Source organism: Asticcacaulis sp. P2_B1 (assembly GCF_056404915.1).
On the sequence record NZ_JBFUDD010000008.1, the window covers coordinates 1 to 24845 of the forward strand.

17 protein-coding genes and 1 tRNA gene are annotated in these 24845 nt (G+C 61.7%); 3 read left to right on the forward strand and 15 right to left on the reverse strand.

Annotated features, from left to right (window positions below; genetic code table 11):
- From AC1DX3_RS16395 to AC1DX3_RS16420, 6 genes are all read right to left on the reverse strand, one after another.
- On the reverse strand, window positions 1-468 hold a 468-nt coding region (locus AC1DX3_RS16395; protein ID WP_476990394.1), incomplete at its 3' end, for a calcium-binding protein.
- Window positions 469-550: 82 nt separating this feature from the next.
- Window positions 551-691: a hypothetical protein gene (locus AC1DX3_RS16400; RefSeq protein ID WP_476990395.1), complete on the reverse strand. Its 141-nt coding sequence runs from the start codon at window positions 689-691 to the stop codon at window positions 551-553.
- A 67-nt stretch (window positions 692-758) separates the two neighbouring features.
- A complete protein-coding gene (locus AC1DX3_RS16405; RefSeq protein WP_476990396.1) occupies window positions 759-3338 on the reverse strand; it encodes a beta strand repeat-containing protein in 2580 nt (859 codons plus the stop codon).
- Between the two features lie 71 nt (window positions 3339-3409).
- Window positions 3410-6016, reverse strand: coding sequence for a hypothetical protein (locus AC1DX3_RS16410; protein ID WP_476990397.1), 2607 nt, complete (start codon window positions 6014-6016; stop codon window positions 3410-3412).
- Between the two features lie 119 nt (window positions 6017-6135).
- Window positions 6136-7803 carry a calcium-binding protein gene (locus tag AC1DX3_RS16415; protein ID WP_476990398.1) on the reverse strand — a complete coding sequence of 556 codons (1668 nt, stop codon included), beginning with the start codon at window positions 7801-7803 and terminating at the stop codon, window positions 6136-6138.
- A 343-nt stretch (window positions 7804-8146) separates the two neighbouring features.
- Window positions 8147-9607 carry a calcium-binding protein gene (locus tag AC1DX3_RS16420; RefSeq protein WP_476990399.1) on the reverse strand — a complete coding sequence of 487 codons (1461 nt, stop codon included), beginning with the start codon at window positions 9605-9607 and terminating at the stop codon, window positions 8147-8149.
- A 213-nt stretch (window positions 9608-9820) separates the two neighbouring features.
- Here AC1DX3_RS16420 and AC1DX3_RS16425 point away from each other — a divergent pair.
- Window positions 9821-9912 (forward strand) — tRNA-Ser (locus AC1DX3_RS16425).
- Between the two features lie 221 nt (window positions 9913-10133).
- Here AC1DX3_RS16425 and copD read toward each other — a convergent pair.
- The 8 genes from copD to AC1DX3_RS16465 all read right to left on the reverse strand — a co-directional run bounded on the left by copD (window position 10134) and on the right by AC1DX3_RS16465 (window position 17890).
- Entirely contained in the window at window positions 10134-11045 is a 912-nt protein-coding gene (copD, locus tag AC1DX3_RS16430; protein WP_476990400.1) for a copper homeostasis membrane protein CopD, read from the reverse strand.
- A gap of 26 nt (window positions 11046-11071) precedes the next feature.
- Window positions 11072-11437, reverse strand: coding sequence for a copper homeostasis periplasmic binding protein CopC (gene copC, locus AC1DX3_RS16435; RefSeq protein ID WP_476990401.1), 366 nt, complete (start codon window positions 11435-11437; stop codon window positions 11072-11074).
- Between the two features lie 25 nt (window positions 11438-11462).
- Window positions 11463-12242 carry a copper resistance protein B gene (locus tag AC1DX3_RS16440; protein WP_476990402.1) on the reverse strand — a complete coding sequence of 260 codons (780 nt, stop codon included), beginning with the start codon at window positions 12240-12242 and terminating at the stop codon, window positions 11463-11465.
- Window positions 12232-14100, reverse strand: a complete 1869-nt coding sequence (locus AC1DX3_RS16445) for a copper resistance system multicopper oxidase (protein WP_476990403.1) — start codon at window positions 14098-14100, stop codon at window positions 12232-12234. The genes AC1DX3_RS16440 and AC1DX3_RS16445 overlap by 11 nt, the downstream gene beginning before the upstream one ends.
- 75 nt (window positions 14101-14175) lie before the next feature.
- A complete protein-coding gene (locus AC1DX3_RS16450; protein ID WP_476990404.1) occupies window positions 14176-14580 on the reverse strand; it encodes a hypothetical protein in 405 nt (134 codons plus the stop codon).
- Between the two features lie 96 nt (window positions 14581-14676).
- Complete coding sequence (locus AC1DX3_RS16455; RefSeq protein WP_476990405.1) at window positions 14677-16182, reverse strand: N-acyl-D-amino-acid deacylase family protein; 1506 nt, start codon at window positions 16180-16182, stop codon at window positions 14677-14679.
- Window positions 16183-16204: 22 nt separating this feature from the next.
- The gene (locus AC1DX3_RS16460; RefSeq protein ID WP_476990406.1) at window positions 16205-17488 is read right to left on the reverse strand and encodes an alanine racemase; all 1284 of its coding nucleotides are present in this window, start codon (window positions 17486-17488) and stop codon (window positions 16205-16207) included.
- Window positions 17489-17500: 12 nt separating this feature from the next.
- Window positions 17501-17890, reverse strand: a complete 390-nt coding sequence (locus tag AC1DX3_RS16465) for a RidA family protein (protein ID WP_476990407.1) — start codon at window positions 17888-17890, stop codon at window positions 17501-17503.
- 220 nt (window positions 17891-18110) lie between these two features.
- On the opposite strand from AC1DX3_RS16465, the gene AC1DX3_RS16470 reads away from it, so the two are divergent.
- The gene (locus AC1DX3_RS16470) at window positions 18111-19037 is read left to right on the forward strand and encodes a MurR/RpiR family transcriptional regulator (RefSeq protein ID WP_476990408.1); all 927 of its coding nucleotides are present in this window, start codon (window positions 18111-18113) and stop codon (window positions 19035-19037) included.
- On the opposite strand, the gene AC1DX3_RS16475 is transcribed toward AC1DX3_RS16470, so the two are convergent.
- Window positions 19034-21340: a beta-N-acetylhexosaminidase gene (locus AC1DX3_RS16475; protein ID WP_476990409.1), complete on the reverse strand. Its 2307-nt coding sequence runs from the start codon at window positions 21338-21340 to the stop codon at window positions 19034-19036. The two genes, AC1DX3_RS16470 and AC1DX3_RS16475, sit on opposite strands and share 4 nt — an antisense overlap.
- A 480-nt stretch (window positions 21341-21820) precedes the next feature.
- Between AC1DX3_RS16475 and AC1DX3_RS16480 the strand changes: the two genes are divergently transcribed.
- Entirely contained in the window at window positions 21821-24781 is a 2961-nt protein-coding gene (locus AC1DX3_RS16480; RefSeq protein WP_476990410.1) for a TonB-dependent receptor domain-containing protein, read from the forward strand.
- Window positions 24782-24845: the final 64 nt, after the last annotated feature.

Sequence of the window (24845 nt, forward strand, 5' to 3'; positions counted from 1 at the left end):
AAGGCCGCCCTTCAAAGTGTCGATACCTTTTCCGCCATCGAGCGTATCGTCGCCCAGCCCACCGATCAGAATGTCGTTGCCAGCCAAGCCGTTCAGCCGATTGCCACCGTCATTGCCGGTGATGGTATTGGCCAGATTGTTGCCATTGCCCTGACTGTTGCCGGTGCCGGTGAGGGTCAGGTTTTCGACATTGGCGCCCAAAGTGTAGAGGCGCGAGCTGATAACCGTGTCGATACCTTGACCCGACAGTTCGGTGACAAGGTCGCCGCTGCTGTCGACATAATAGGTGTCGTTGCCCGTGCCGCCCGACATCTTGTCGGCGCCGGTGCCACCGTCAAGGATATCGTTGCCGCCTTCACCGAAGAGTTCGTCATTGCCGGCCAGGCCGTCAATCTGGTCATCGCCGCTGGTGCCGTGCAGCGCGATCGCGCCCGTGTCGTTGCCGGCTGTGCCGATGATATGCGCCATGATCATGTCCTCCACTTTTTTTATGGCCGGAAGGGTAGCATGCCCCGACCGTTTCGCACGTTACAAATTCGGGTGGGCGACCCTACCAGACGATATGGCTGAGGAAGGCGGCGTCGTTCGCGTTGGTGTTCAGGACGGTGACGGTATTGCCGCCGCCGGTGAGGACGTCGCTGCCGGCGCCGGCGCCGGTGTCGTGGCCGGCGGTTCCGATAATATGGGTCATGGCATGCTTTCCATGGACAAATGAAAATGAAAAGGCAGGCCGCGGGACCTGCCTTCAGGCTGTGCAACTAGAAGATATTGAAGTCATTCAGGGTGGTGTGCGCCAGGGTGATGACGTCGCCATTTCCCCAGTCATAAACCAGGTTGGAGCCGTCCTGATGAATGTTGACCGTCCTGCCGGCCGCCGAAAAGGCCGAGAAATTGAGGTGGTCGTAAGCAAAGGAGTGGCGATCATTGGTCGGCTGGAAGTCGTTAATGAGATCGTTGCCGCAACCTGGAGCGAAGACGAAGGTATCCAGCCCTACGCCCCCAGAGAGTATGTCGTCGCCGGCGCCGCCGATGATGGTGTCGTTGCCATGGCCACCGACAATGATATTGTCCAGATCGTTTCCGGTCGCCGTGACCCTGGCACTGCCGATGGTGTTGACCGTCAGATTTTCCACGGCCGTCCCAACCAGGCTGAAACTGGCCTTGGTGTAGACCGTGTCCGTGCCTTCGTTGGCATTTTCGACAACCTTATCTTTGATGTCGTTGACATAGTAGGTGTCATTGCCCGCGCCGCCGGTCATGATGTCGGCGCCCGCCTTGCCGTCGAGGACATTGTCATTGGCATTGCCTGTCAGAACATTGTCAAGCGTGTTGCCGGTGCCGGAGTTAGCGCCGGTGCCCGTCAGGGTCAGGTTTTCGATATTGGTGGCCAGGGTCCAGGTGACCGACGCCATAACGGTGTCGGTTCCGCCACTGGAGAATTCCAGGATCCTGGCGCTGGCGCTGGAAACGAAATAGGTGTCGTCGCCACTGCCGCCGGCCAGCAAGTCGTTTCCCGTCAGGGTGTCGGCAAAATCACTGCCCTGGACGCGCTGAATATTCATGAGCGTATCGTTGCCGGTGGCCGTGCCGCTGGCCGTGCCGGCCAGCAGGTCGACGGTCACACCAGCGCTGCTGGCCTTGTAGTCGATGGTATTGATGCCGCCGGCGCCGTCGATGAAATTGTCGCCGGCATTGCCGCGCATCACATTGTTGAGGCCATTGCCCGTGGCATCGATATTGGCGCTTCCCATCAGGTAAAGGTTTTCGACCTGGTCGTCGCCGAGACTAAAGGTGGCCGACGCGCGGACGAGGTCGATACCCCCGGTGTCGACGACCAGGTCACCCGAATTGTCGACGATATAGGTATCGTTGCCATTACCACCCGACATCAGGTCGGCGCCGGCCTTGCCATCCAGGAGGTTGTTGCCGTCGTTACCCTGGAGCGTGTTATCGAGGGCGTTACCAATACCCCGCCCGGCGGCACCGGTCAGGACAAGGTTTTCGACGTCATTGCCCAGGATGTAATCGACACTCGAAGTCACGGTGTCGTTGCCGCCGCCGAGGGCCTCAAAGACCTGGTCGCTTATTGTGTCGACATGATAGCTGTCGTTGCCGAGCCCGCCCGTCATGGTATCGGCGCCCGCCGCGCCGTCGAGATTATTGTCGCCGGCGTTGCCTGTAATGATATTGTCCAGGTCGTTGCCTGCGGCATCCGTGTTCGCTGAACCTGTCAGGGTAAGGTTCTCCAGATTGGCGCCGAGCACGTAGCTGATAGCAGCCCGAACCGTATCCGTGCCGCCTGCGGCCTCTTCGCTCACGGTATCGCCGGCAAAGTCGACGACATAGGTGTCGTCGCCAAGGCCACCTGCCATGGTATCTGCGCCGACTTTGCCGTCGAGGCTGTTATTGCCGCTATTGCCGGTGAGGAGATTATCCAGGCTGTTGCCTGTGGCCGTGATATCAGCTGTTCCTGTCAAAACAAGATTTTCAAGATTTTTGCCCAGTATAAAGTCGAGGCTGCTGTAGACTCGGTCCGTACCCTGGGCGGTATATTCGGCAACCGTATCGCCGGCGTTGTCGACATAGAAAGTGTCGTCGCCCTTACCGCCGCGCAGGGTGTCGGCGCCCTTGCCGCCGTCGATGACGTCATTGCCGTCGCCGCCGCCCAGCGTATTGTCGCCGGCGTTGCCAGTGATGGTATTGTCGAGCGCATTGCCGGTGCCGAAGAGGTTCTTCATTCCCGACAGGGTGAGATTTTCGACAAAGGAACCGAGCGTATATCTGACGGAACTGAGGACCGTGTCGGTACCGTGGCCGCCGAATTCAACCACCACGTCCCCGGCATTGTCGACATAGTAGCGATCGTCGCCCGTGCCACCGTCCATCAGGTCGGCGCCGATCCCGCCGTCCAGCGTATCATTACCGCCACCACCGCCAATGCGGTCGTCGCCCGCCCAGCCGTTCAGCCGATTACTGCCGGCATTGCCGGCAATGGAGTTATCGGCGGCATTGCCGTTGCCCTGGTAATTGCCGTCGCCTATGAGGATCAGCTTTTCCAGATTTTCGTCCAGGGTATAGATATGCGACGCCATGACAGTGTCGCTGCCCTGACCCGCCAGTTCGATGACCTGGTCTCCGGCATTGTCGACATAATAGATGTCGTTGCCCTGACCGCCGTACATCCAGTCCCTGCCTTCACCGCCGTCCAGTTCATCGTCGCCGTCACCGCCGAATAGCTGGTCGACGCCCTGCAGGCTTTGAATGATGTCGTCTCCGGAGGTGCCGTACAGCGCTTCCGCGCCGCGATCGTCGCCGGGTGTGCCGACAATATGGGCCATGAAATGTCTCCAATGTCGTCAAGAAGTAACCGCCGCCCTTATGAGCGGCGGCGAGCGCAGGGAGGAACCAGTTACCAGACGATTTGATCGTGCACGCCTGCGACTGTCGTATTGGTTAGCGTAATGACATTGCCACTGCCGAAGTCGAAAACGACATCGCTGCCTGATTGTGAGATCACCGAGGTGTCGGCGGTGCCATTGGTATAGGCGTGGACATCGATCAGATCGTAGTAGGAGCCGCCGTTGATGTATTGCTCTAGGAAGTCGGTGACGACGTCGTTACCACTGCCCGGCCCGAAAACGAACGTATCGATATCGGCCCCGCCGAACAGGGTGTCGTTGCCCGCCCCGCCGATAACGGTATCCTGGGCGTTGCCGCCCGTGATCACGTTGTCGCCTTCGCTGCCAGTCAGGGTAATCTTCGCATGGCTGCCGACGGCCGAGAGGACTTCCGTCAGGTTTTCTATATTAGTGCCGGCCAGGCTGAAACTGATCTTGGTGTTGACCGTGTCCGTGCCTTCGCCGGTGTTTTCGACGACGGTGTCGCCGGTTTGTTCGACGATATAGGTGTCGTCACCGGCGCCGCCCATCATGGTGTCGTTGCCGCCCAGGCCCCAAAGCATGTTATTGCCGCTGTTGCCGATGAGGGTGTTATTCGAAGCGTTGCCGGTGCCGTCGATATTGGCGCTGCCGGTCAGGGTCAGGTTCTCGACATTGGCCGTGAGGGCATAGGTGATCGATGCCATGACGGTATCGAGACCGGAACTGACATTTTCGACGACATTGGTGCTGGGGGCGGAGACGATATAGGTGTCGTTGCCCGTGCCGCCCGCCATGACGCCATTACCGGCCAGGGTGTCGGCGAAGGCGCTGCCCCAGACGTGCTGGATGTTGATCAGGGTGTCGCTGCCGATCGCCGAGCCGCTGGCTGTACCGGCGATGAGGTCGACCGTGACACCGTCGGCGCTGGCGGTATAGTCGATCGTATCGCCGCCGCCACCAGCGCCGTCGATGATATTGTCGCCGCTATTGCCGCCCATCACATTGCTGAGGTCGTTACCGACGGCATTGATGTTGGCGGTGCCGGTCAGGTAGAGGTTTTCCAATTGGTTGCCGGCATCCAGGCTGTAGGTCACCGACGATTTGACGATGTCCGTACCGGCGGTGTCGGCGATCATATCGGCTATGTTGTCGACGATATAGGTGTCGTTGCCGTTACCGCCCGATAGGGTGTCCGCGCCGGCGCCGCCGTCCAGGATATTGGCGCCGGCCGTGCCAGTCAGGCTGTTGCCCAGTGCATTACCCGTGCCGTTGAGATTGGCGCCGAAAAGCACCAGGTCCTCGACATTGTCGCTCAGCGTATAGCTGACGTTTGATACCACCGTGTCGGCGCCACCGGCCAGGCCTTCAACGACGATGTCGCCGGTAGTATCGACATGGTAGACGTCGTTGCCGAGGCCGCCCGCCATGGTATCGGCGCCGACACCGCCATTCAGGTCATTGTTGCCGGCATTGCCGGTGAGGGTATTGGCCTGACCGTTGCCGGTGCCGTTAAGATCGGCGAGGCCGGTCAGGGTCAGGTTTTCGATATTGGCGCCCAGGGTGTAGCTGAGGCTGGCGCGGACCGTGTCGCGGCCGCTGCTGACGGCCTCGCTGACGGTATCGCCGGCATTGTCGACGACATAGGTGTCGTTGCCGGTGCCGCCCGCCATGGTGTCGGCGCCGGCCTGGCCGTCGAGGACATTGTTGCCGGCATTGCCGGTGAGGGTGTTATCGAGGCTGTTGCCGGTGGCGTCGATAGGACCGGTGCCCGCCAGGGTCAGGTTCTCGACATTGTTGGACAGAGTGAAGTCGACCGAACTGAAGACCGAGTCCGTGCCTTGGCCGGTATATTCCGCGACGCTGTCGCCGGCATTGTCGACCCAGAAAGTGTCGTCGCCCATGCCGCCGCGCATGGCGTCCATGCCCAAACCGCCGTCGATGACATCATTGCCGTCGGCACCGCCCAGGGTGTTGTCGCCGGCATTGCCCGTGATAACATTGTCGAGCGCGTTGCCGGTGCCGAAGCGGTCGCCGGACCCCGTCATGGTCAGGTTTTCAATGTTCAGGCCCAGGGTATAGGTGCCGTTGATATAGACGGTGTCGTCGCCGTGGCCGGAATATTCGACGACGACGTCGGCGGCCTTGTCGAGGAAATAGCGGTCATTGCCGACGCCGCCGTTCAGGGTATCGATTCCCTTGCCGCCATCCAGGGTATCATCGCCCAGGCCGCCACCGATCGTGTCATTGCCATCGCCGCCGTTCAGCCGGTTGCTGCCGTCATTGCCGATGATCGAGTTGTTGAGCGCGTTGCCGTTGCCCTGATAATTGGCGGTGCCGGTCAGGATCAGTTTTTCGACATTGGCTGTCAATGTGTAGGCACGGGCGGCGAACACCGTGTCGCTGCCTTCGCCGGCCAGTTCAACGACCAGGTCGTTGGGATTGTCGACATGATAGATGTCGTTGCCGGCGCCGCCATACATTTTGTCGGCGTCTTCGCCGCCATCGAGCTCGTCGCTTCCGTCGTTGCCGAAAAGTTCGTCGCGGCCTTGGAAGCCTTCAATCAGGTCGTCGCCCGAGGTGCCGATAAGGGCGTCCGCGCCGCGGTCGTCACCGGCCGTACCGATAATATGAGCCATGGGATTATCCTTCCTGTTTTATGCCGGCACGGTAACACGGCCGGACGGTTTCACATGTTGCAAATTCTGCCGAGCGCTCCTGCCACCGGACCTTTCCGTCATTCCGGGACGGCTATCCGCTACCAGACGATATGGCTCAGCAGGTTGGGATCGTTATAGGTCGTGTTGACGATGGTAATGACATTGCCGCCGCCGAGATCGAGCCTGGTGTCGGCGCCGGCCTGGGACAGGTCCGACAGGGTGACGGTACCGCCGGTATAGGCGTGAACATTGATCAGGTCGTTCTGGGCGGCCGAGAAGTCGGTGATCGTATCCGCGCCGCTGTTGATATTGAACAGGAAGGTGTCCGCTCCCAGTCTGCCGGTCAGGGTGTCGTTACCGTCACCGCCATCCAGGACGTTGTCGAACTGGCTGCCGCGCAGGATATTGTTGTCGGCGCTGCCGGTGGCATGGACGGCGTGGCCGGTCAGTTCGAGATTTTCAATAGAGGTGCCCGCCAGGGAAAAATCGACCGAACTGAAGACCTGGTCGTTGCCAGCGCCGGCCGCTTCGACGACGACATCGCCGGCATTGTCGACCGTGTAAATGTCGTCGCCCAGTCCACCGATCAGGGTGTCGGCGCCGTAACCGCCATTGAGGACGTTGCCGCTGTCATTGCCGGTCAGGACATTGGCCAGGCTGTTGCCCGAGCCGAAACGCGCTGTTCCGGTCAGGGTCAGATTCTCGATCGGGACGCCCGACAGGCCGTAGTCGAGACCGGTGACGACGGTGTCCGTGCCGCCGCTGTCGCTGATGGCGTCGCCCAGGCTGTCGACCCTGTAGGTGTCATTGCCGTTGCCACCTTTCATGGTGTCGTCGCCGGCGCCGCCATCGAGGACATTGTCGCCGGCATTGCCGGTGAGGACGTTGGCGAGACTGTTGCCCGTGGCGTCGATATTGCCCGTCCCGGTCAAGGTCAGGGTTTCGACATTGTTGCCAAGCGTAAAGCTCGCGGTACTGAACACGCTGTCGGTGCCCTGGCCGGTATATTCGGTCACGACATCGCCGGTATTATCGACATAGAAGGTGTCGTTGCCGGTGCCGCCGCGCATGGTGTCGGCGCCAAGACCGCCGTCGATCGTGTCGTCACCTTCGGCGCCGCCCAGGGTGTTGTTGCCGGCGTTGCCGGTGATATGGTTGGCGAGATTGTTGCCCGTGCCGAAACGATCAGCCGTACCTGTGATAATCAGGTTTTCGACGCTGGCGCCCAGGATGTAGGTGCCGTTGATAATGATCGTGTCATTGCCCTGCTGGAAGAATTCGCGGACCACGTCGGTTCTGCTGTCGAGATAGTAGCGATCGTCGCCTTCACCGCCCTTCATCACGTCCAGGCCCTTGCCGCCATCCAGCGTATCGTTGCCCAGCCCGCCTAGCAGGACATCATTGCCGGCCAGGCCGTTCAGCCGGTTGCCGCCATCATTGCCGGTGATCGTGTTGTCGAGCGCGTTGCCGTTGCCCTGGGCATTGCCGATGCCGGTCAGGGTCAGGTTTTCGACATTGTCGGTGAGCGTGTACAGGCGCGACGCGAACACGGTGTCCTTGCCCTGGCCAGCCAGTTCGACGGCCTGGTCGTTGGCATTATCGACGTGATAGATGTCGTTGCCGGCGCCCCCATACATCTTGTCGCCGCCTTCGCCGCCGTAAAGGTCGTCGCGGCCTTGCAGGCCTTCGATCAAGTCGTCGCCCGAGGTGCCATGCAGCGCGTTCACGCCGCTGTCGTCACCGGTTGTGCCGATAATGTGAGCCATGTCTGGTTTCCTTTAGGATCTAAGGCAAAGAGCAGGCCGCCGCCCTGCGCTTAAGGCACTAAACGCGTTACCGAAATCATAGGTAGCAAGACGCCGCCGGACGTGTTGCTCGGTACTGTCATGACATGTTTATCGGGCAGGGCGCTTGCGCCAGCACCAAATCCTGTTGCGATCCATCCCGTCTTAGTTGGGCCGACTTATATCGGCCGATTTTTATTGACCGGGACGGTATCATGAACTTTTGGTTTAGCACGTTACAAATTAACGTGACTGCTGCTGAAGGTAGACAGCACGCCGACAGCCAAGCGATGGGGCCTGGCTGTCGGCTCAGGTTCGGTACGGCTTAACCGTGCGAATCGAGGTGGCTGCGGAAGGCGGTGTCGTCCATGGTGTTGAGCACGACGATGGTTTCGCCGGCACCGAACTGGATATGGACGTCGGCGCCGACCTGGGTGATGACGGCGGTCGACATGTGGTCGCCGTCATAGCTGATCATGTCGTCTTCCGAAGCCGAGAAATCGGTGATCGTATAGGTGCCGTCCTGGCTGGCGAAGAAGAAGGTGTCGGCGCCCGCCCCGCCGGTCAGCATGTCGTCACCGCCCACCCCGGCAATGAAGTTGTCGCCGGCATTGCCGATCAGGACATTGTCTTCGCTGTTGCCGTGGACGGCGCTATTGCCGGAACCGGTCAGGTGGACGTTCTCGATAAAGGCGTTGGCGATGACGCTGGCGTCGAAATCGACCGAGCTGAAGACCGTATCGGTCCCCCCGTGGTCCAGTTCGACGACGACGTCGCCGGCATTGTCGATATAATAGGTGTCGTCACCCTTGCCGCCGGCCATGACATCAGCGCCGGCCTTGCCGTCCAGGACATTGTCACCGTCATTGCCGGTCAGGAGGTTATTCAGGCTGTTGCCGGTGGCGTCGACATCGGCCACGCCGGTGAGGGCGAGGTTCTCGACATTATTGCCCAGGGTAAAGGAGACCGAGCTCAAGACGCTGTCATTGCCCTGAGCGGTATATTCGGTGACGGTATCGCCGGCATTGTCGACATAGAAGACGTCGTTGCCGGTGCCGCCGCGCATGGTATCGGCGCCCAGGCCGCCATTGACGATATCGTCGCCGCCGGCGCCGCCCAGGGTATTGTTGCCGATATTGCCGGTGATGATATTGTCCATGGCGTTGCCGGTGCCGAAGCGGTCGTGGGTGCCGCTCAGGGTCAGGCGTTCGATATTGTCGCCGATCGTAAAGGTCGATGAGCTGTAAACGGTGTCGAGGCCTTCGCCGTGATCTTCGGTGACGGTATCGTTGAGGTCGACAAAGTAACGGTCATTGCCTTCGCCGCCCTTCAGCGTATCGGTGCCCTTACCGCCATCCAGGGTGTCATTACCCCAGCCGCCGCTGATCATGTCGTTGCCGTCATTGCCGTTGAGCCGATTGCCGCCGGCATTGCCGACCAGGGTGTCATTGCCGGCGCCGCCGTAGCCGGCGATATTGTTGAAGCCGGTCAGCACCAGTTTCTCGACATTGTCGGCGATCGTGTAGATGACCGACGAATATATGGTGTCATTGCCTCTGTTCGTGCCTTCGGCGACCGTGTCGCCTCTGTCGTCGACCCAGTAGGTGTCGTCGCCATAACCGCCGAACATATTGTCGGCGCCGTTGCCGCCGTCGAGAATGTCGTTGCCGTTGAGGGCGTAGAGATCGTCGCGGCCGTCCAGGCCTTCGATCTTGTCATCGCTATTAGTGCCGGTCAGGGCTTTGCTGCCCAGGTCGTTGTCGTTCGTGCCGATAATATGCGCCATTGGGGCGTCCTCCAAAAGTTTCTGATGACGCAAGGTTAACAGGACCGTGAAAAGCCACCAGACGACGGTTCCTGACGAAACGACCGCGGATAATCATCGCTTTTTAACAGATACACGCACCAAGAGAGGACTTGAGAGCGGCATCCCGAGCGCTGTGGATTTTTCGCAAACGGCGTTGCCTTTTAAAATCGAACACGCTAAGTGAACCGTAACGGAGACGTGGCCGAGAGGCTGAAGGCACTCGTTTGCTAAATGAGCGTACCCCCAAAAGGGTACCCAGGGTTCGAATCCCTGCGTCTCCGCCACCAACCAAAAAGCTCGCCCTTCGGGGCGAGCTTTTTTGTTGGTCGCGGTCGACGCGGGATTACGAACCCGTGGGTTCGAAACGAGTGATGCGCTTTCGCGCATCGCGAGTTCGACGTAGCGAAGCGAAGTCAATCCCTGCGTCTCCGCCGCCCGCCGCAGGCGGGCATCTCTTCGATCATCCATTTCCGAAAAATATGAAATAAGTCACCTAAGCACGTCTCTACTCCGCCGTCAGAGGCTCAAGCATGCCGATGACGCCGACCACAGCGAGAACGACCAGTCCCGCCATGAATTCAATGAGAATGCTGCGTTTCAGGTCACCCAAGGCTTTGCTCACCCGGATTTCGTCGCCCAGGGCCAGTTCGAGCGCCGGCGTCAGGCGGAAGCGGTTCCCGGCTGCCAGCCCGACCATGACCGCGAAGAGGACGATCTTGATCATCAAAAGGCCGCTGTACACCGAGGTGAACAGGCGCGAAAAATGGTCGAGGCCGATCAGGAAATAGCTGTTGATCAGGCCCGAGACCACCAGGACCGCCACGAGGGCCGAACCGATTCCGGAAAAATTCGTGAGCGCATTGTAGAGCGCCAGTTGTTGTTCGCCATCCCCGGCCTTCGGAAGGCCGAGCAAAGCCAGAAACGCCGCCAGGGCGCCGAGCCACATCCCGGCGGCGATGAGATGGGCGATGTCGGCCAGGAGATGGACCAAGCCGCCCGCGCCTTCGGTGGAGGCGCCGTGACCTGTCCAGGCGAAGCTGGCCAGGATAAGGACGCCGAGCCAACAGCTTACCCACCACATCGCAGCCGCAGCCCTCAGACTGAAGGCGGCCACAACGGCGATCAGGCTGAGCGCGATCCGGACGGCGATCGCTTGGCCCCACTGCGTATCCGTAAGCACGACGGAAACCGAGGGGATGTCCAGTTTATCGAGCGAAATGCCGTTCATCGTGGCGGCCTGGGCCGCGAGCGACAGCAGGGCGCCCAGGAAGAGAAGAAGGCTGCTGGTGATCAGGAGCGGCTTCGGCCAGCGCAAGGTACCGGCCGATGCTTCGCCATGGGGCGGCAAGAGGATGAGACAGAACAGGGCCGTGCCGAAAAAGCCGGTTGCCCCTGCATATTCGAAAAATCTCGCCAAACTCGCCGCCCACATCCGGGTGTTCCTTACTTCACGGTGAAGGTGTATTCGCCCGTCACGCGGTGACCGTCATCGGTGGTCACGGCATGCCAGGTGACTTTGTAAGTACCGGCCATCAGGGTGGTCTTGACCGGCGCGGTCAACATCAGCCCGCTGGAATCGACGGCCGGGGTGACGTCGATCTTCATGCCGTCGGCCATGGTGACTTCGAAGCCTGACAATTTCGGCGCCAGCTTCTCGTTGAAATGCAGCATGATCGTCTTGGGCGACGGCACGGTCGCATTGACCGCCGGCATGGCGGCCTGCAGCTTGGCATGGGCGTCGGCGATATTGGCGACGAGTGCCGCGGTCAACACCGCGGCGGCGGCGAAGAACAGGTTGAGCTTTTTCACGATAGTCTCCTTGAGTTCAAAGGGTTTAGAACAGCCAGCGAATGCCGGCGGTGAGGGTGGTCGATTCAGGCTTTTCGCCCCTGAGCCGGGCAAAATCGGCGGTTTGGCCGAACTTTTTTTCGTATTTGAGGTCGATATAGGGTGCGACATGCCGCGAGATTTCGTAGCGGGTCTGGAGCCCCAAGGAGGCATCCGTCACACCCGTACCGAGGCCGTTGGCTCGGTCGGCCTTGCCGTTGAGGTTGATTTCCAGGCGTGGCTTGACGATCAGACGGTTGGTCAGGAGGATCTCGTTTTCCTGACGGAACCGGGCGCTTACCGCCCCATCGTCGCGAACGAAGAGGTGGGCTTCGGTGTCGAAGAAATAGGGCGCCAGGCCATTGACGCCGACGGCCAGGTAGGTGTGGGCCTTGCCGCCGCCGGCGGTTTGGAAATCCTGCCGCAGGCCGACCTGCGCGTCYCAGAAGGTCGAGACGTTGCGGCTGTAAAGGGCCCAGGCCTCGGCCTTGTCAGTCTTGGCGCCGCGCAACTCACCTTCGCTTTTCAGCCACAGCTTGTTGATGTCGCCGCCGATCCAACCGTCGAGGTCCCAAGAGGCGGTCGCGTCGCCGTCGTGATGGCCGATATCGGTTTCGAGCCGAATGGCGTGATAGACGCCGCCACCATGTTCGGCGGCCATGGCGGACGCGGAGTCCGGGCCCATCGGCATGTCTTTCATGCTTTGGCCCTTTTCATCCTGGGCCGTCGCGATGGCCGGGAGCGCGAGAAGGGCGATGATCACCGATGCCAGGGATTTAGTGCGCATGTTGGTTATCCTTCTGGCTCATATCTATCCCGCCCATATCCATGCCTTTCATGCTGGGTTTCGGCTTGGGCTTCGCCTTGGGTTTCGCCTTGGGTTTTTGGGCAACCGGAGCCGGCTTGGGCGCGGTCTTCGCGGTCTGGGCGGCGGCGGGCTGGGGCGCGGGTTTGCCCATGTCCATGCCCTGCATATCCGTCGAGCCGTCGGCCGGCTTGGCGGCTTCGGGCGCCGTCGTATCACTTGTGGCGGCGGGCTGAGGATCGTGTTGCTCGGCCGGCGGCAGCGGCGCGTTCGGATCGGGTTCGGCGACGATGAGTGTCGTCATCATGCCCGACGCCATGTGATAGATCAGATGGCAGTGGAACGGCCAGCTTCCCGGATTGTTGGCGGTCAGGAGGACGGACACGGTCTGGCCCGGCGGCACGATAACCGTGTGCTTGTTGGGCAGCTTGTCCATGGGCTGGCCGTTTTCGAGCTGCACGAACATGCCGTGCAGATGCATGGGGTGAGCCATCATGGTTTCGTTGGTATAGGTGATCCGCACGCGTTCGTTATAGGCCAGCCTGATCCCGTCATTGGGGTCGAAGGTCTTGCCGTTCATCGTCCAGATATAGCGGTTCATGTTGCCGCCGAGCGCGACGGCGATCTCGCGGGTCGGTTCGCGGGTGTCGGGCTGGCTGCCGAGCGCGCGCAGATCGTCATAGCTCAGCACCTTGGCGCCTTCGGGAGCCCCGGTCTGGGCCCAGCCGCTGGGTTCGTCCATGGACGACATATCCATATTGGGGTTGTCCTTCATCATGACGCCCATATTCATGTCGGCCATGGTGAGGCGCACGCGGGGGCGGTGGACGGGCGTGTCGCCCTTCATGCCTTCGCGTGGCGCAAGCGTGCCGAGGGCGAAACCTTCGCGGTCGATGGATTCGGCGACGATCGTATAGGCCTTGTCCTGCGTCGGTTGGACGATGACGTCATAGGTCTCCGCATTGCCGAAGCGGAACTCGTCGATTTCGACAGGCTCGACCGCCTGGCCATCCGCCGCCACGACCGTCATCTTCAGGCCGGGGATGCGAATGTCGTACATGGTCATGGCGGAGCCGTTGACGAAGCGCAGGCGCACCGTCTCGCCGGGCTTGAATATGCCCGTCCAGTTCTGGCTGTTGGTCATGCCGTTGACGAGGAACTGATAGCCGCTGACGTCCGACAGGTCGGTGGGCAGCATGCGCATCTTGCCCCATTCGGCGGCCGACTTGACGGCCTTGCCCAGGCCCTTGGCGCCGGCGTCGGTCAAGAGGTCGCCGAGCGTGCGCCGGCGATATTGATAATAGTCCGACGACATCTTGAGATGGGCGAGGATCTGGCGCGAATCCTCGCGGCTGTAATCCGACAGCAGCACGACATAGTCGCGGTCGGAGACGATTGGGTCCGGCGCTTTCGGCGCGATCACGATCCCGGCGTAGAGCCCGTCCTGTTCCTGGCCCAGGGTGTGGGCGTGGTACCAGTAGGTGCCGGACTGCCGGATCGGGAAACGATAGGTGAAGGTCTGTCCAGGCTTGATGGCTTCGAAGCCGCTGAAGCCGGGGGCGCCGTCCATATTGGCGGGCAAGACCATGCCGTGCCAATGGATGGAGGTATCCTCCGTCATGTTGTTGGTCACGTGGATGACCGCGTCGTCGCCTTCGGTGAAATGAAGGACGGGGCCGGGAATCGTGCCGTTGACGGTGATTTTCTTGAGCTTTTCACCGGTAATGGTCACGACCTGGCGGTCGATGGTGAGATGGTATTCTTTGGTTTCGGCAGACGCCGACAGGGGCAGGCATGCCCATGCCAGGCAGCCGAACACCCATAAAGCAAGGTATTTCATCGTATTGATCCTGGGGAGAAGACAGGGGGCGGCCGTGAGCGATCGCCCACGACACGTCGTCTAAAATTTCAGGAATCAGGCTCGAGGCGGCCGTTTCAGCGTGTCCGCCAGATAGGAGGGCAGGGCGGGATCGCTCCCGCCGAATATGGACGATGCTTCCCGATGAAAAACAGTCGGGAGGCCAAAGGTCAGCAGGGCTGGCGTGGCCGGGCAATGGCTGAGCGGGCAATTACAGCCGTCCGAGCAGCAATTATCGCCCATGTGCCCAACCGCCTTCTTGGTCTGGGAGACCTTATCCTTCGCGGCTTGCACAGTCATGGCCTTGGTACAGGCTGCGTCCATGCCGGGCATGGCCGTGGTTTCGGCCGTGGCCTGCGGGGAGCGGTCGTGTCCGGCCGACGCCTGGGCATGCAGGGGCGATGTCATCGTCACGAAGACGAAAACCAGTCCCATCAGCAGTCTTGTCCAAACCTTGGCCATGATCCCTTGGAGAGTGCGAACTTTGTACAAAGATATCCAGAACGACTCATATACCCCCTGTGGGTATGGCGGGCAAGGGCCAGTTTGCACTTTCGCTCAGTTCAGAGCATGAGCCCTGGCGGTCGTGGGCCGTGTGTCGGCGCGGATTCCGCCGTCGCCGCGGCGCAGGAACCGGCCGGCCCGTTCACCGGTCACGGCCTTGTCCGACCACCCCAAGGTGCCATTGACGAACACATGGACGATGCCGTCGGCCATTTGCAGGGGCGCCTCGTAGGTGGAGCGGTCGATGACGGTTGCGCGGTCGAAAACCGTGATGTCGGCCTTCATGCCGATGGCGATGCGGCCGCGATCGGATAAGGCGAAAGTCTGCGCCGTCAGGCCGGTCATCTTGTGCACGGCTGTTTCCAGCCCCAAGACCTTGAGATCGCGGGCATAGCGTCCCAGCACGCGCGGGAAAGTGCCCCAGAGCCTGGGGTGCGGCAGGGAATCGTGCGGCAGGCCGTCGGAACCGACCATGCAGGCGCGGTGCTTGAGGATGTCGCGCATATCCTGTTCGTGGATCTGGAAATAGCTGGCGCCGCCGGGCATCAACTTTTCGGCGGCTTCGGCCTCGGTCGTGCCCCAGTCCGCGGCGATGGCCTTGAGCGTGCGGCCCGCCATGTCCGGGTGAGGGGTCGACCAGTTGATCAGGATCTCGACCTCACCGTCGGCCAGGTCCGGGCGGATCACCGTCGATCCTGCAGTATAGGGATAGCAGTCGAGATGCACAGGCTGGGTTTTGCAGGCTTCATCGATCAGGCCGAGGGTCTCGGCGGCGCGGCCCCAATTGCGCACGCCGGCGCATTTGTGGTGCGACAGGACCAGGGCGGCGCGGTCCGGCCGGGCGACGACGAAGGCTTCCTGCAGGGCGTCGACAATGCCGTCGCGTTCGTCGCGGATATGGGCGGTGTAGACGCCGCCGGCGTGCGCGACGGTCCGGGCCAGGGGCTGAAGTTCGGCGATATCGGCCGCCTGGGCCGGGGTATAGAAGACGCCGGAGCTCATGCCGACGGCTCCGTCGTCGAGGGCGGCCTGCAACAACACCGCCATGTGCTCGCGCTCGGCCGCCGTGGCGGGGCGGTCGAGATCGGCGACGCAACGCACGCGCAGGGTCGAATGGCCGACCAGAGCGGCGACATTGACGCGCGGCGCGGCGTCGTCGACGGCCTGACGGTAGGCGGCGAAGGTGTCGTAGGCGAAATCCTCTGGCTGGCCCAAGAGGTTGAACGGTTCACTGACCGTGTCGGCGAAGCGCAGCGGCGGGGCGGAAATCCCGCAATTGCCGACAATGACCGTGGTGACGCCCTGGCTGATCTTCGGGGTCATGTCGGGTTGGGTGATGCAGATCAGGTCGTCATGGGTGTGGGCGTCGATAAAGCCCGGCGCCACGATGAAACCCGTCACGTCGATGACCCGGTCCGCCTTGACGCCGGTCATGTCGCCGACAGCGACGATGGTATCGCCGCGCACGGCGACGTCGGCGGCAAAGGCCGGCCGCTCGCTGCCGTCGATGACCATGCCGCCTTTCAGGACGAAATCGGCGCGGGGAAGGCTCTTTGTCATGGTAGCGGGTACTCGAAAATCATCAGAAAAAGGTCTTGAAGCCGCCGACGACCGTGTAGTCGTCATCGACCTCCATCAGGACCGACCATTTGTCGAAGGTGGTGCAGGGGTGCGAAATATCGCAGCCGATGAGATCGCCGACCGCCAGGTCCGTGCCTGCGGGGACGGTGAGGAAGCCGTGCTGGTCGCTGAGCTTGTCGACGATCACGCCGGCGATCGGCTGGGGTGCGTCGTGCAGGCCTTCGCGGTACCACAGGCGTGGCATCGGCAGATCGATATCGAAGGAGACATCGCGTTTGCCCATCATGACGATGGCCTGGTCCGGCTGGGGTCGCGAAATGACCCGGGTCCAGACCTGCAAGGCGGGCGTCAATTGCGGCGCCGGCCCGACAACGGCGCGGTCCGCGATGCGCGCCAGCAGGCGGCGGTAAAAGCCGCTGTCGTGGGTGAGGTAGCAGCCGCAGCGCAGGACCGGCACCATCCCCTTGGCGCCAGTTGCCAGGATATGGGCGGCCATATCGTAATAGGCGGAGCCGCCGGCGCTGAGAATGATTTGATCAGGATCGGCGAACAGGTTGTCAGCGGTGAGAGCGTCGAACAGTTGCAGCATGGTTCGGAGATAGGCCGACACCGCCCAGGCATCGCTGCCGGCGTGGTCACTGACGATCAGGCCTTCGTAGCCTTCGACGCCATGCAGTTCGACATGGGGCAGGGCGTGAATGGCCCGCGCCAGGGCCAGGCCTTCGTCCAGGGTGCGAACGCCGCAGCGGCCGTCCGTCATGCCGACCTCGATCAGGAGACGGGCGGGCGGGGCGCCGGGAACAGCGGCGAAACCGGCGGAAATCGCCCTGGCGCCATCGAGGCTGTCGACCAGGACGTAAGCGTTGCGCTCGGGCGCCTCCGCCGACATCCGGGCGAGGGCGATAATTTCGGCGCGGCCGACCAATTGATTGGCCAGGATGAGATTGGCGACACCCAGGTCGTGGCACAGCTTGAACTGAGTCATGGTCGCCACCGACAGGCCCCAAGAGCCGTGCGCCAGCTGACGGGCGAACAGTTGCGGGCACATGGTCGTCTTGGCGTGCGGCGCCAGACAGACGCCGGCGTGTTCGATATAGGCCTGCATGACCTTGAGATTATTGTCGAGCGCCGAACGCTTCAGCACGGCGACCGGCATGGGCAGGTCGCCGCGCAACAGGTTCAGGCCGCGGCCGGACAAATCGCCCAGGCACGCCACGCTGCCGTCGAGCGGAAGCCCCTTGGTGCCCAATGGCAGCGCCATGTTGATGATATCGTCCAGCCCCATGGTCGCCCTTTCTCAGGCCTGCGGCTTCAGGGCGATGACTTCAATCTCGACCTTGGCGTCGACCATCAGGGCCGATTGCACGCAGGCGCGCGCCGGCAGGGCATCCTTGAAATAGCTGGCATAGACGCGGTTGAAGGCTTGAAAATCGCGGGTATCGTCGAGCCAGACATTGGCCTTGACGACATCTTCCAGTGTACAGCCGGCCTTGGCGAGGATGGCAATGACATTTTGGATCGTCTTGTGTGTCTGGGCGATGATGCCGCCCTCGACGATTTCGCCGTCATCGCCCATGGCGACCTGGCCGGAAACAAAGACGAAACCGTTGGCGACGGTCGCCTGACAAAAGGGCAGATGCTGTCCGCCCGTGCCTGTCCGCGCGCCGCCAATACGTTCAATAGCCAAAAATACCTCCTGTTGTGGGCATGTCGTTTTCCAGTTCGAAATGCCATCAAAAATGTAGCAATGTCAATAAAAATGAAACATAATTGATATCATGCTCTACCGGTAGCCGTGGAAACAGGCCAATTGAAATGCCGGGCAAACATTATTATGGTCCGACACGGAATATCAGGTCCGGGTTCTCGCGTGGCTGCGCCGCGTTTCTTAGGAAGTATATGTCGACATGACTGACCCGCAGGCCGTTTCCGACCAAGGCGATATCCTCCCCCGGCTTAAAAGCATGATGGAATCGATGACGCGGTCGGATACCAAGATCGCCAAGATGATCCTGAGTGCGCCCAACGATTTCGTCCGTTCCAGCGTGCGTGCGGTGGCGGCCGATTTGGGAGTCAGCGAGCCGACCATCGTGCGGTTTTGCCGCACGATCGGCTGCGAGGGCTTCAAGGACCTGAAATTCCGCCTTATCCAGGAACTGGCCCTGTCCCAGGCGATCTCCGACCGGAGCCAGAGTGCCCGGGCGTCGCGGGCGGCAGTTCCACCGGCGACGGATGAGAGCGCGGACTATGACCGCCTGTTCGACACGGTCATCGAAGCCGTGTCACGGACCCGCGACACCCTGGTGCGCAAGGATATTCTCCAGGCCGCCCAGGCGATTGCCCAGGCCGGGCGCGTGGTCGTTTACGGTATCGGCGGCAGTTCGGCCGTCCTAGCGACGGAGGTGCATAACCGCCTGTATCGCCTGAATATTCCGGTCATGGCCTTCACCGACGGCTATGCCCAGCGCATGTCGGCGGCGATCCTGGGCGAAGGCGATGTCGCGTTGTTCGTGTCCTCGACCGGCCGCCCGCGCGAACTCCAGGAAAGCATGGAACTGGCGAAGTATTACAAGGCCTTTTGCATCGCCATCACCGACAGCGATACGCCCCTTGGGCGCGAGGCCGATATCTGCCTGCATGTCGGCCTATTCCCCTCGGGTGTCGAGGAGTTTCAGCCGAATCCGATGCGCTTCGCCCAGCTTTTCGTCATCGATACCCTGGCCTATGCCGTGGCCGTGGTCCTGGGCGATAAGGCCCATGTCGCCCTGCGCAAGGCGCGCGGCAGTGTCGCCTGGCTGCACGGCATTACGCCGCAGCAGCCCATTGGCGACTAGGGTACAAGCGATATTTGATCGATTGCCCATAGGGTGCCGGCCGATGGCCGGTTGAAGGTCAGGCACAGGTCGTGGACGCCGGCGCCGGCCGGGATATGGCCGGTAATCACGGACAGTTCCGGATTGTCATTGACTGCCTTTGACAACGGTATGACGGCCAGGGTTGCTCCTTCGCAGACCGCCGCGTCGCCGGTCCGCTGGCGCACGACCAGTTCGCCATAGGGGCTGAGGGCTGGCTTGTCGAACTGCACGATCCGCCGTCCGCCGGCCAGCTGGAAGTTGAACGGCGCCTGGCCGATACGTGCCGTTACGGTCAGGCCATGCGACAGGTCGACGGCGGGCCATACCCAGCATGGCTTGTAGATGCTGATCATGAAGACGGGACGCTTGCCGCTGGCCGGGGCGTCGTCCTCGAGGCGCAGCGGCACGCTGGTGGAGCAAGGTTGCAGCTGGCTGCTGCTGCGGGTGTCGAGGGCCTGGGTCGAGATGTCATAGCTGCGGGCGACGCCGAGCGGAGTCTCGCCCTCGAAAGTTTGCGCCTGCAACCGCGTGCCCTCCGGCAGGTTGAGCGGCGACTCATAGAGCGGTGATTGCGGCGACGGCGCTGAGCCGTCCGTGGTATAGCGGATATCGCCGATAGCGAGCGGCGAGGCCAGGGCCGCGGTGATGCCGGTATCGCTTTTCGACAAGGTTGCGAGCGGCTCGAACGGCACGCTGTCATAGGCCATGCCGAGACGGCGGAGCTGGGCCAGGGTCACCGGCAGGCCCGCGCTGAAGCGCGTCCAGCTGCGCGCCGCTTCCGGCGTCCAGCCGGTTTCGGCCAGAGCCGTCAACCGCGGGAAAGCCATTTCCTGCAAGCGTTTGGCTGTGCGCATATGCTCGGTCCAGGCATTGGCCTGGACGCCCAATATATGGTGGTACTGTTCCGGCGGAATGCCGGCCGGTTGCGTGTCGAACATGTAGACAGTCTGGAGCGTGCTGACTTCGCTGCGGCCCGGCGGCTCGTTCGGCGACAGACTTTGACGGCTGTCGAGATAGAGCGCCGGCTGCGGCGTCAGGATGGTGTCGTGGCCGAGACGGGCAGCCTGCGCGGCGCCGTCCAGTCCGCGCCACGACATGATGACCGAATCGGGGGCCGGGCCGCCTTCGAGGATCTCGTCCCAGCCGATGAGATGACGCCCGCGCGCCGTCAGATGCTCGCCGACCCGGGCGATGAACCAGCTTTGCAGGGCGCTTTCGTCCTTGATGCCGAGGGCCTTCATATGGGCCTGGATGTCGGGGCTGGCCTGCCACTGGTTCTTGATGGCTTCGTCGCCGCCGATGTGGATGTAGGGGCTGGGGAACAGGTCCATCACTTCGTCGAGTATGGTGTCGAGGAAGGTGAAGGTCTTGTCGTCGATGGAATAGAGATTGCTGTAGACGCCCCAGTCGGACATGCCCGATGCCGGGACCTGGCCGATGACGCCGTATTCCGGATAGGCCGTCAAGGCGGCGCTGGCGTGGCCGGGCAGCTCGATTTCCGGAACGATGGTGACATTGCGCGCCTGGGCGTAGGCCACCAGGTCGCGCACCTGATCCTGGGTGTAAAAGCCGCCGTATTTCCCGCCCGTATGTCCGCTGTCGGCGCCTTTCGGGGCGCGCCAGGCGCCGATTTCGGTCAGTTTCGGATAGGCCTTGATCTGTAGGCGCCAGCCCTGGTCGTCGGCGAGATGCCAATGCAGGATATTGAGTTTGAAGGCGGCCATGGCGTCGATCAGTTGCTTCAACTCGTCAACGCTTTGGAAATGACGCGCCGAATCGACCAGCAGGCCGCGCCAGCCATAGCGCGGCGTGTCGGCGATCGTCACGGCGGGCAGGACCGGAGGGCCGGCCGTGCCTTGAGTCGCCAGCTGCCAAACCGTGACGGCGCCATAGAACAGGCCCTTGCGATTGGCCGCGGAAATCGCGACGCGGCTGTCGTCGACCGTGAGACCATAAGCCTCGTCGGAAGACGATTCCGCTGTCCGGACCAGGACAACGGCCGGCCCCGTTGCCGGCGGCGTACCCTCTGCAATAGATAGGTGCAGACCCGGCGTCCCGGGGCGCAGCAGCATGTCGCGCAACTGCATCGCTACATTTCGCGCCTCGCGGTCGCCGGCGGGGACCCAGATAATTATATCTCCCTTGAGGGCGAAACCGCCATTGCCCGTGACGATCTGCGCCGGGTAGGGGACGATGACCGGCTGTGCGGCGTGTAGCGGCGTGGCCAGCAAAAACAGGGCTGTCAGGGAGATGGCGGCGCGCAGGAAGATCTTGGCTGTCATGGATAGGCCCTGGGATTGACGCTGACTGGGTCGGCCGGACGGATGCCCCGGCACGTCGTTATGTAACATTTCAACATTCTGTTTGCGGCATGATAGGAAAAAGTCGCTTCAAGCGCGAGATAATACGTATTCGATATGCGGCGAGAGGTGATCCTGATGCAAAATGTTGCAAAATAAACACATTGCACGGATGGGAATTGGAGTTAAAATATTGATATTTAACGAGAAGTGGTGATGCGTTGGCCGCCGTTGTCATAAAATGTTTACATAATTACATAAATGACAGCTTCATTGATTGACGGTTTTAGAAAGCCATGCCTATCCTCGGACGACCTGAAAATGGGGTTTCACAAGGTTGGGCGCAGCAAAACGAGTCCTTTGCTGTCATCGGCAGAGTCGCGCCGGCCCGTGAATGTTTGCGGCATTGTGTCGTTGTCAAAAGAAATACCGCCAGGGCGGTTTAAAAAATGGGGTTTACGGATGCTGAAGGTTAAGCGGAATATGTATGTCGGATCGGTGTCGGCTTTGGCGATATGGGCTGTCGCGGCCTGCGCCCATGCCGGCGGTCAGGTTGCAGCGTCGGATGCGGCCCCGGCTAAGGACGAGAGCGTGACGGAGGTCGTGGTCACCGGTTCGCGCATCACCTCGCGCGGCTTCACCCAGCCGACGCCGACCACCACCTTGTCGACTCTGGATATCCAGAAGACCGCCGAGCCGAACATCTTCAACACCGTGGCGCAATTGCCGGCGCTCCAGGGCAGCACCGGCCGCCAGGCCCGCGTCAACAGCACCAGCAGCGGCCAGCAGGGCCTGAGCTCTTTCAGCCTGCGTGGTCTCGGCGAGATCCGCACCCTGACCCTGCTTGACGGCCAGCGCGTCACGCCCGCCAACTTCATCGGCGTGCCGGACGTCAGCCAATTCCCGCAATTGCTGGTCAAGCGCGTCGATGTCGTGACCGGCGGCGCCTCAGCCTCCTACGGTTCCGATGCTGTCGGCGGCGTCGTCAACTTCATTACCGACAAGAAGTTCGAAGGCCTCAAGGCCAATATCGAAGGCGGCGAAACCACCTATGGCGACGACAAGAACATCACGGCGCAACTAGCCTGGGGGCGCGCCTTCCTGAACGGCCGGCTGAATGTCGAAGGCAGCGGCGAATACGGCTATGAAGGTGGCGTGCCGTCGGGTGGTTTCGGTGTCACCGGCGGCGCCAACGGCCGCACCTGGTACGACGCGCCGTCGCTGCTGACGCGTCCCAACAGCGCGACGACCGACGGCCTGCCGAAATATACCGTCATTCACAACGCCCAGCAGTATCAGTATACCAAGTACGGCCTGATCACCAGCGGACCGCTGCAGGGCACCGCCTTCGGCGTCAACGGCACGCCGTTCCAGTTCCAGTACGGCTCCAACGGCGTGCCGGTCGGCAATGGCACGGTCACCGGTTGTTACAGCCCGTTCTGCGTCGGCGGCGATCTCAGCGGCGATGTCGGCCAGGGCACCAGCCTGGCCAGCCGTTTGCAGCGCCAAGTCCTCTATAATCGCGTCGGCTACGACCTCGACGACAATAACGAAATCTATTTCACCGCCAACCTGGCGCGTGTGACATCGATGAACATCCCCAATGCCGGGGCTGAACGCGGCGCGTCTCTGACCATCCAGTGCGAAAATCCCTTCGTCCCGGCCTCGATCCAGGCGGCCTGCGCGACCAACAACATCACCAGCTTCCAGTTCGGCACCTCCAACGGCGGCTTTCCCAACTTTATCAATGTCCATACGCGGCGCAAACAGCAGCGCTTCGTCGTCGGGGCGGACGGTTCTTTCGGCCTGTTCGGCACGCGCTGGACCTATGACGCCTATGCAGCCCACGGTGAAAACGATACGGCGGTCGATGTCCGCGACATCATGAATGTGTCGCGTTACAACAAGGCGATCGACGCCATTGTCGGACCGAACAATACCATCATTTGCCGCGACCCGGTGGCCGTGGCGGCGGGCTGCAAGCCGCTGAACATCATCGGCCAGGTGACGATCGATCCCGCGGCGCTGGCCTATGTCGTGCCCGAAAACGGACCCATGCAGCGCTCGCATCAGACCCAGGACGTCGTCAGCTTCAATATGAGCGCCGAGCCGTTCTCCTCGTGGGCCGGCCCCGTCGGCGTCGCCACCGGCTTCGAATTCCGCTCCGAAGCTTACAGGACCGTCGCCGATCCTTACGGCAACGGCGTTTCGGCCGATAGTCCGAATTCCGTCGACTATCCCGCCGATCCCGTCATGAATACGGCCGTCGGCAACAACTGGTACGCCGGCAATTATCACAATGGCCACGGCAAATATAATGTCGGCGAAGCCTATGTCGAACTCAATGTGCCGGTCCTGAACTCAGCCACGCTGGGCGAAGCCAATATCAACCTGGCGACGCGCGAGACCCATTACAGCACCGCCGGCGACGTCAATGCCTGGAAGATCGGCGGCACGTGGAAAACGGCGATCGACGGCCTGCGTTTCCGTGCGGTGACCTCCCAGGATGTGCGGGCGCCGAACCTGAGTGAACTGTTCGCGGCGCCGATCGTGACCAATAGCACGGTCAATTACAACGGCACCTCGATCACCGTGCAACGACGGATCACCGGCAATACGGATCTCGTGCCCGAACTGGCGCGCAATACCGAGATCGGCGTCGTCCTGGCGCAACCGAAGTGGCTGCCCGGCTTCAGCGCCTCGCTCGACTATTACGACATCAAGATCGACAACGCGATCTCGGGCCTCAGCATCCAGCAGATCGTCGACCTGTGCGCCGCCGGCAACCAGGCCCAGTGCGACAAGGTGCTGCTCGACAGCCCGACACCGAACACCAACTATGTCGAGGTCTCGGCATTCAACGCCGCCAGCCTGGCGACCAGGGGCTACGACATCGAAGCGACCTATCGCACCAGCATGTCCGGGATCGGCTTGCCAGGTAACTTCACGGTGCGCGCCCTGGCGACCCATGTGATCGACTATATCACGACCTCGGACGTCATCGGCACGATCCCGATCGATACGGCCGGTGTCAATGGTGTCGTCGTCGGCGGCACGACACCCTCGTGGAAGGGGCTGTTCACCGAAAGCTGGGACACCGACACCTTCAGCCTCAGCCTGACGCAGCGCTGGATCAGCGACGGTGTTTACAGCAACGAATGGATCGAATGCCAGACCAACTGCCCCGTCGCGACCGATGCCCATCCGACCATCGATAACAACAAGATGAAGGGCTATCTGTATGTCGATGCCGGCGGCACCTACAAGGTGTCCGAGAAGGTGACGGCCTATTTCAAGGTCGACAACCTGTTCAATAAGTCCCCGGCCGCCGCGCCGCAGACGGATGTCGGTTACGGCGCCAATCCCTACCTCTACGATGTCCTCGGCCGCATGTATCGTGTCGGCTTCCGGATGAATTTTTAAGTCTCGACAACCGACGCGATCGGCGGGATTTTTCCCTCTGCCGGTCCGCATCGGGGGGACGTGC

Excerpts from the sequence above, each read along its gene's own strand:
- AC1DX3_RS16460 (WP_476990406.1), bottom strand. The coding sequence starts at position 17,488 with ATGGGGCTGGACGATATCATCAACATGGCGCTGCCATTGGGCACCAAG.
- AC1DX3_RS16420 (WP_476990399.1), bottom strand. The coding sequence starts at position 9,607 with ATGGCGCATATTATCGGCACGAACGACAACGACCTGGGCAGCAAAGCC.
- AC1DX3_RS16445 (WP_476990403.1), bottom strand. The coding sequence starts at position 14,100 with ATGAAATACCTTGCTTTATGGGTGTTCGGCTGCCTGGCATGGGCATGC.
- AC1DX3_RS16415 (WP_476990398.1), bottom strand. The coding sequence starts at position 7,803 with ATGGCTCACATTATCGGCACAACCGGTGACGACAGCGGCGTGAACGCG.
- AC1DX3_RS16475 (WP_476990409.1), bottom strand. The coding sequence starts at position 21,340 with ATGACAGCCAAGATCTTCCTGCGCGCCGCCATCTCCCTGACAGCCCTG.
- AC1DX3_RS16450 (WP_476990404.1), bottom strand. The coding sequence starts at position 14,580 with ATGGCCAAGGTTTGGACAAGACTGCTGATGGGACTGGTTTTCGTCTTC.
- AC1DX3_RS16410 (WP_476990397.1), bottom strand. The coding sequence starts at position 6,016 with ATGGCTCATATTATCGGTACGGCCGGTGACGACCGCGGCGCGGACGCC.
- AC1DX3_RS16400 (WP_476990395.1), bottom strand. The coding sequence starts at position 691 with ATGACCCATATTATCGGAACCGCCGGCCACGACACCGGCGCCGGCGCC.
- AC1DX3_RS16470 (WP_476990408.1), top strand. The coding sequence starts at position 18,111 with ATGACTGACCCGCAGGCCGTTTCCGACCAAGGCGATATCCTCCCCCGG.
- AC1DX3_RS16455 (WP_476990405.1), bottom strand. The coding sequence starts at position 16,182 with ATGACAAAGAGCCTTCCCCGCGCCGATTTCGTCCTGAAAGGCGGCATG.
- AC1DX3_RS16405 (WP_476990396.1), bottom strand. The coding sequence starts at position 3,338 with ATGGCCCATATTGTCGGCACACCCGGCGACGATCGCGGCGCGGAAGCG.
- AC1DX3_RS16480 (WP_476990410.1), top strand. The coding sequence starts at position 21,821 with ATGCTGAAGGTTAAGCGGAATATGTATGTCGGATCGGTGTCGGCTTTG.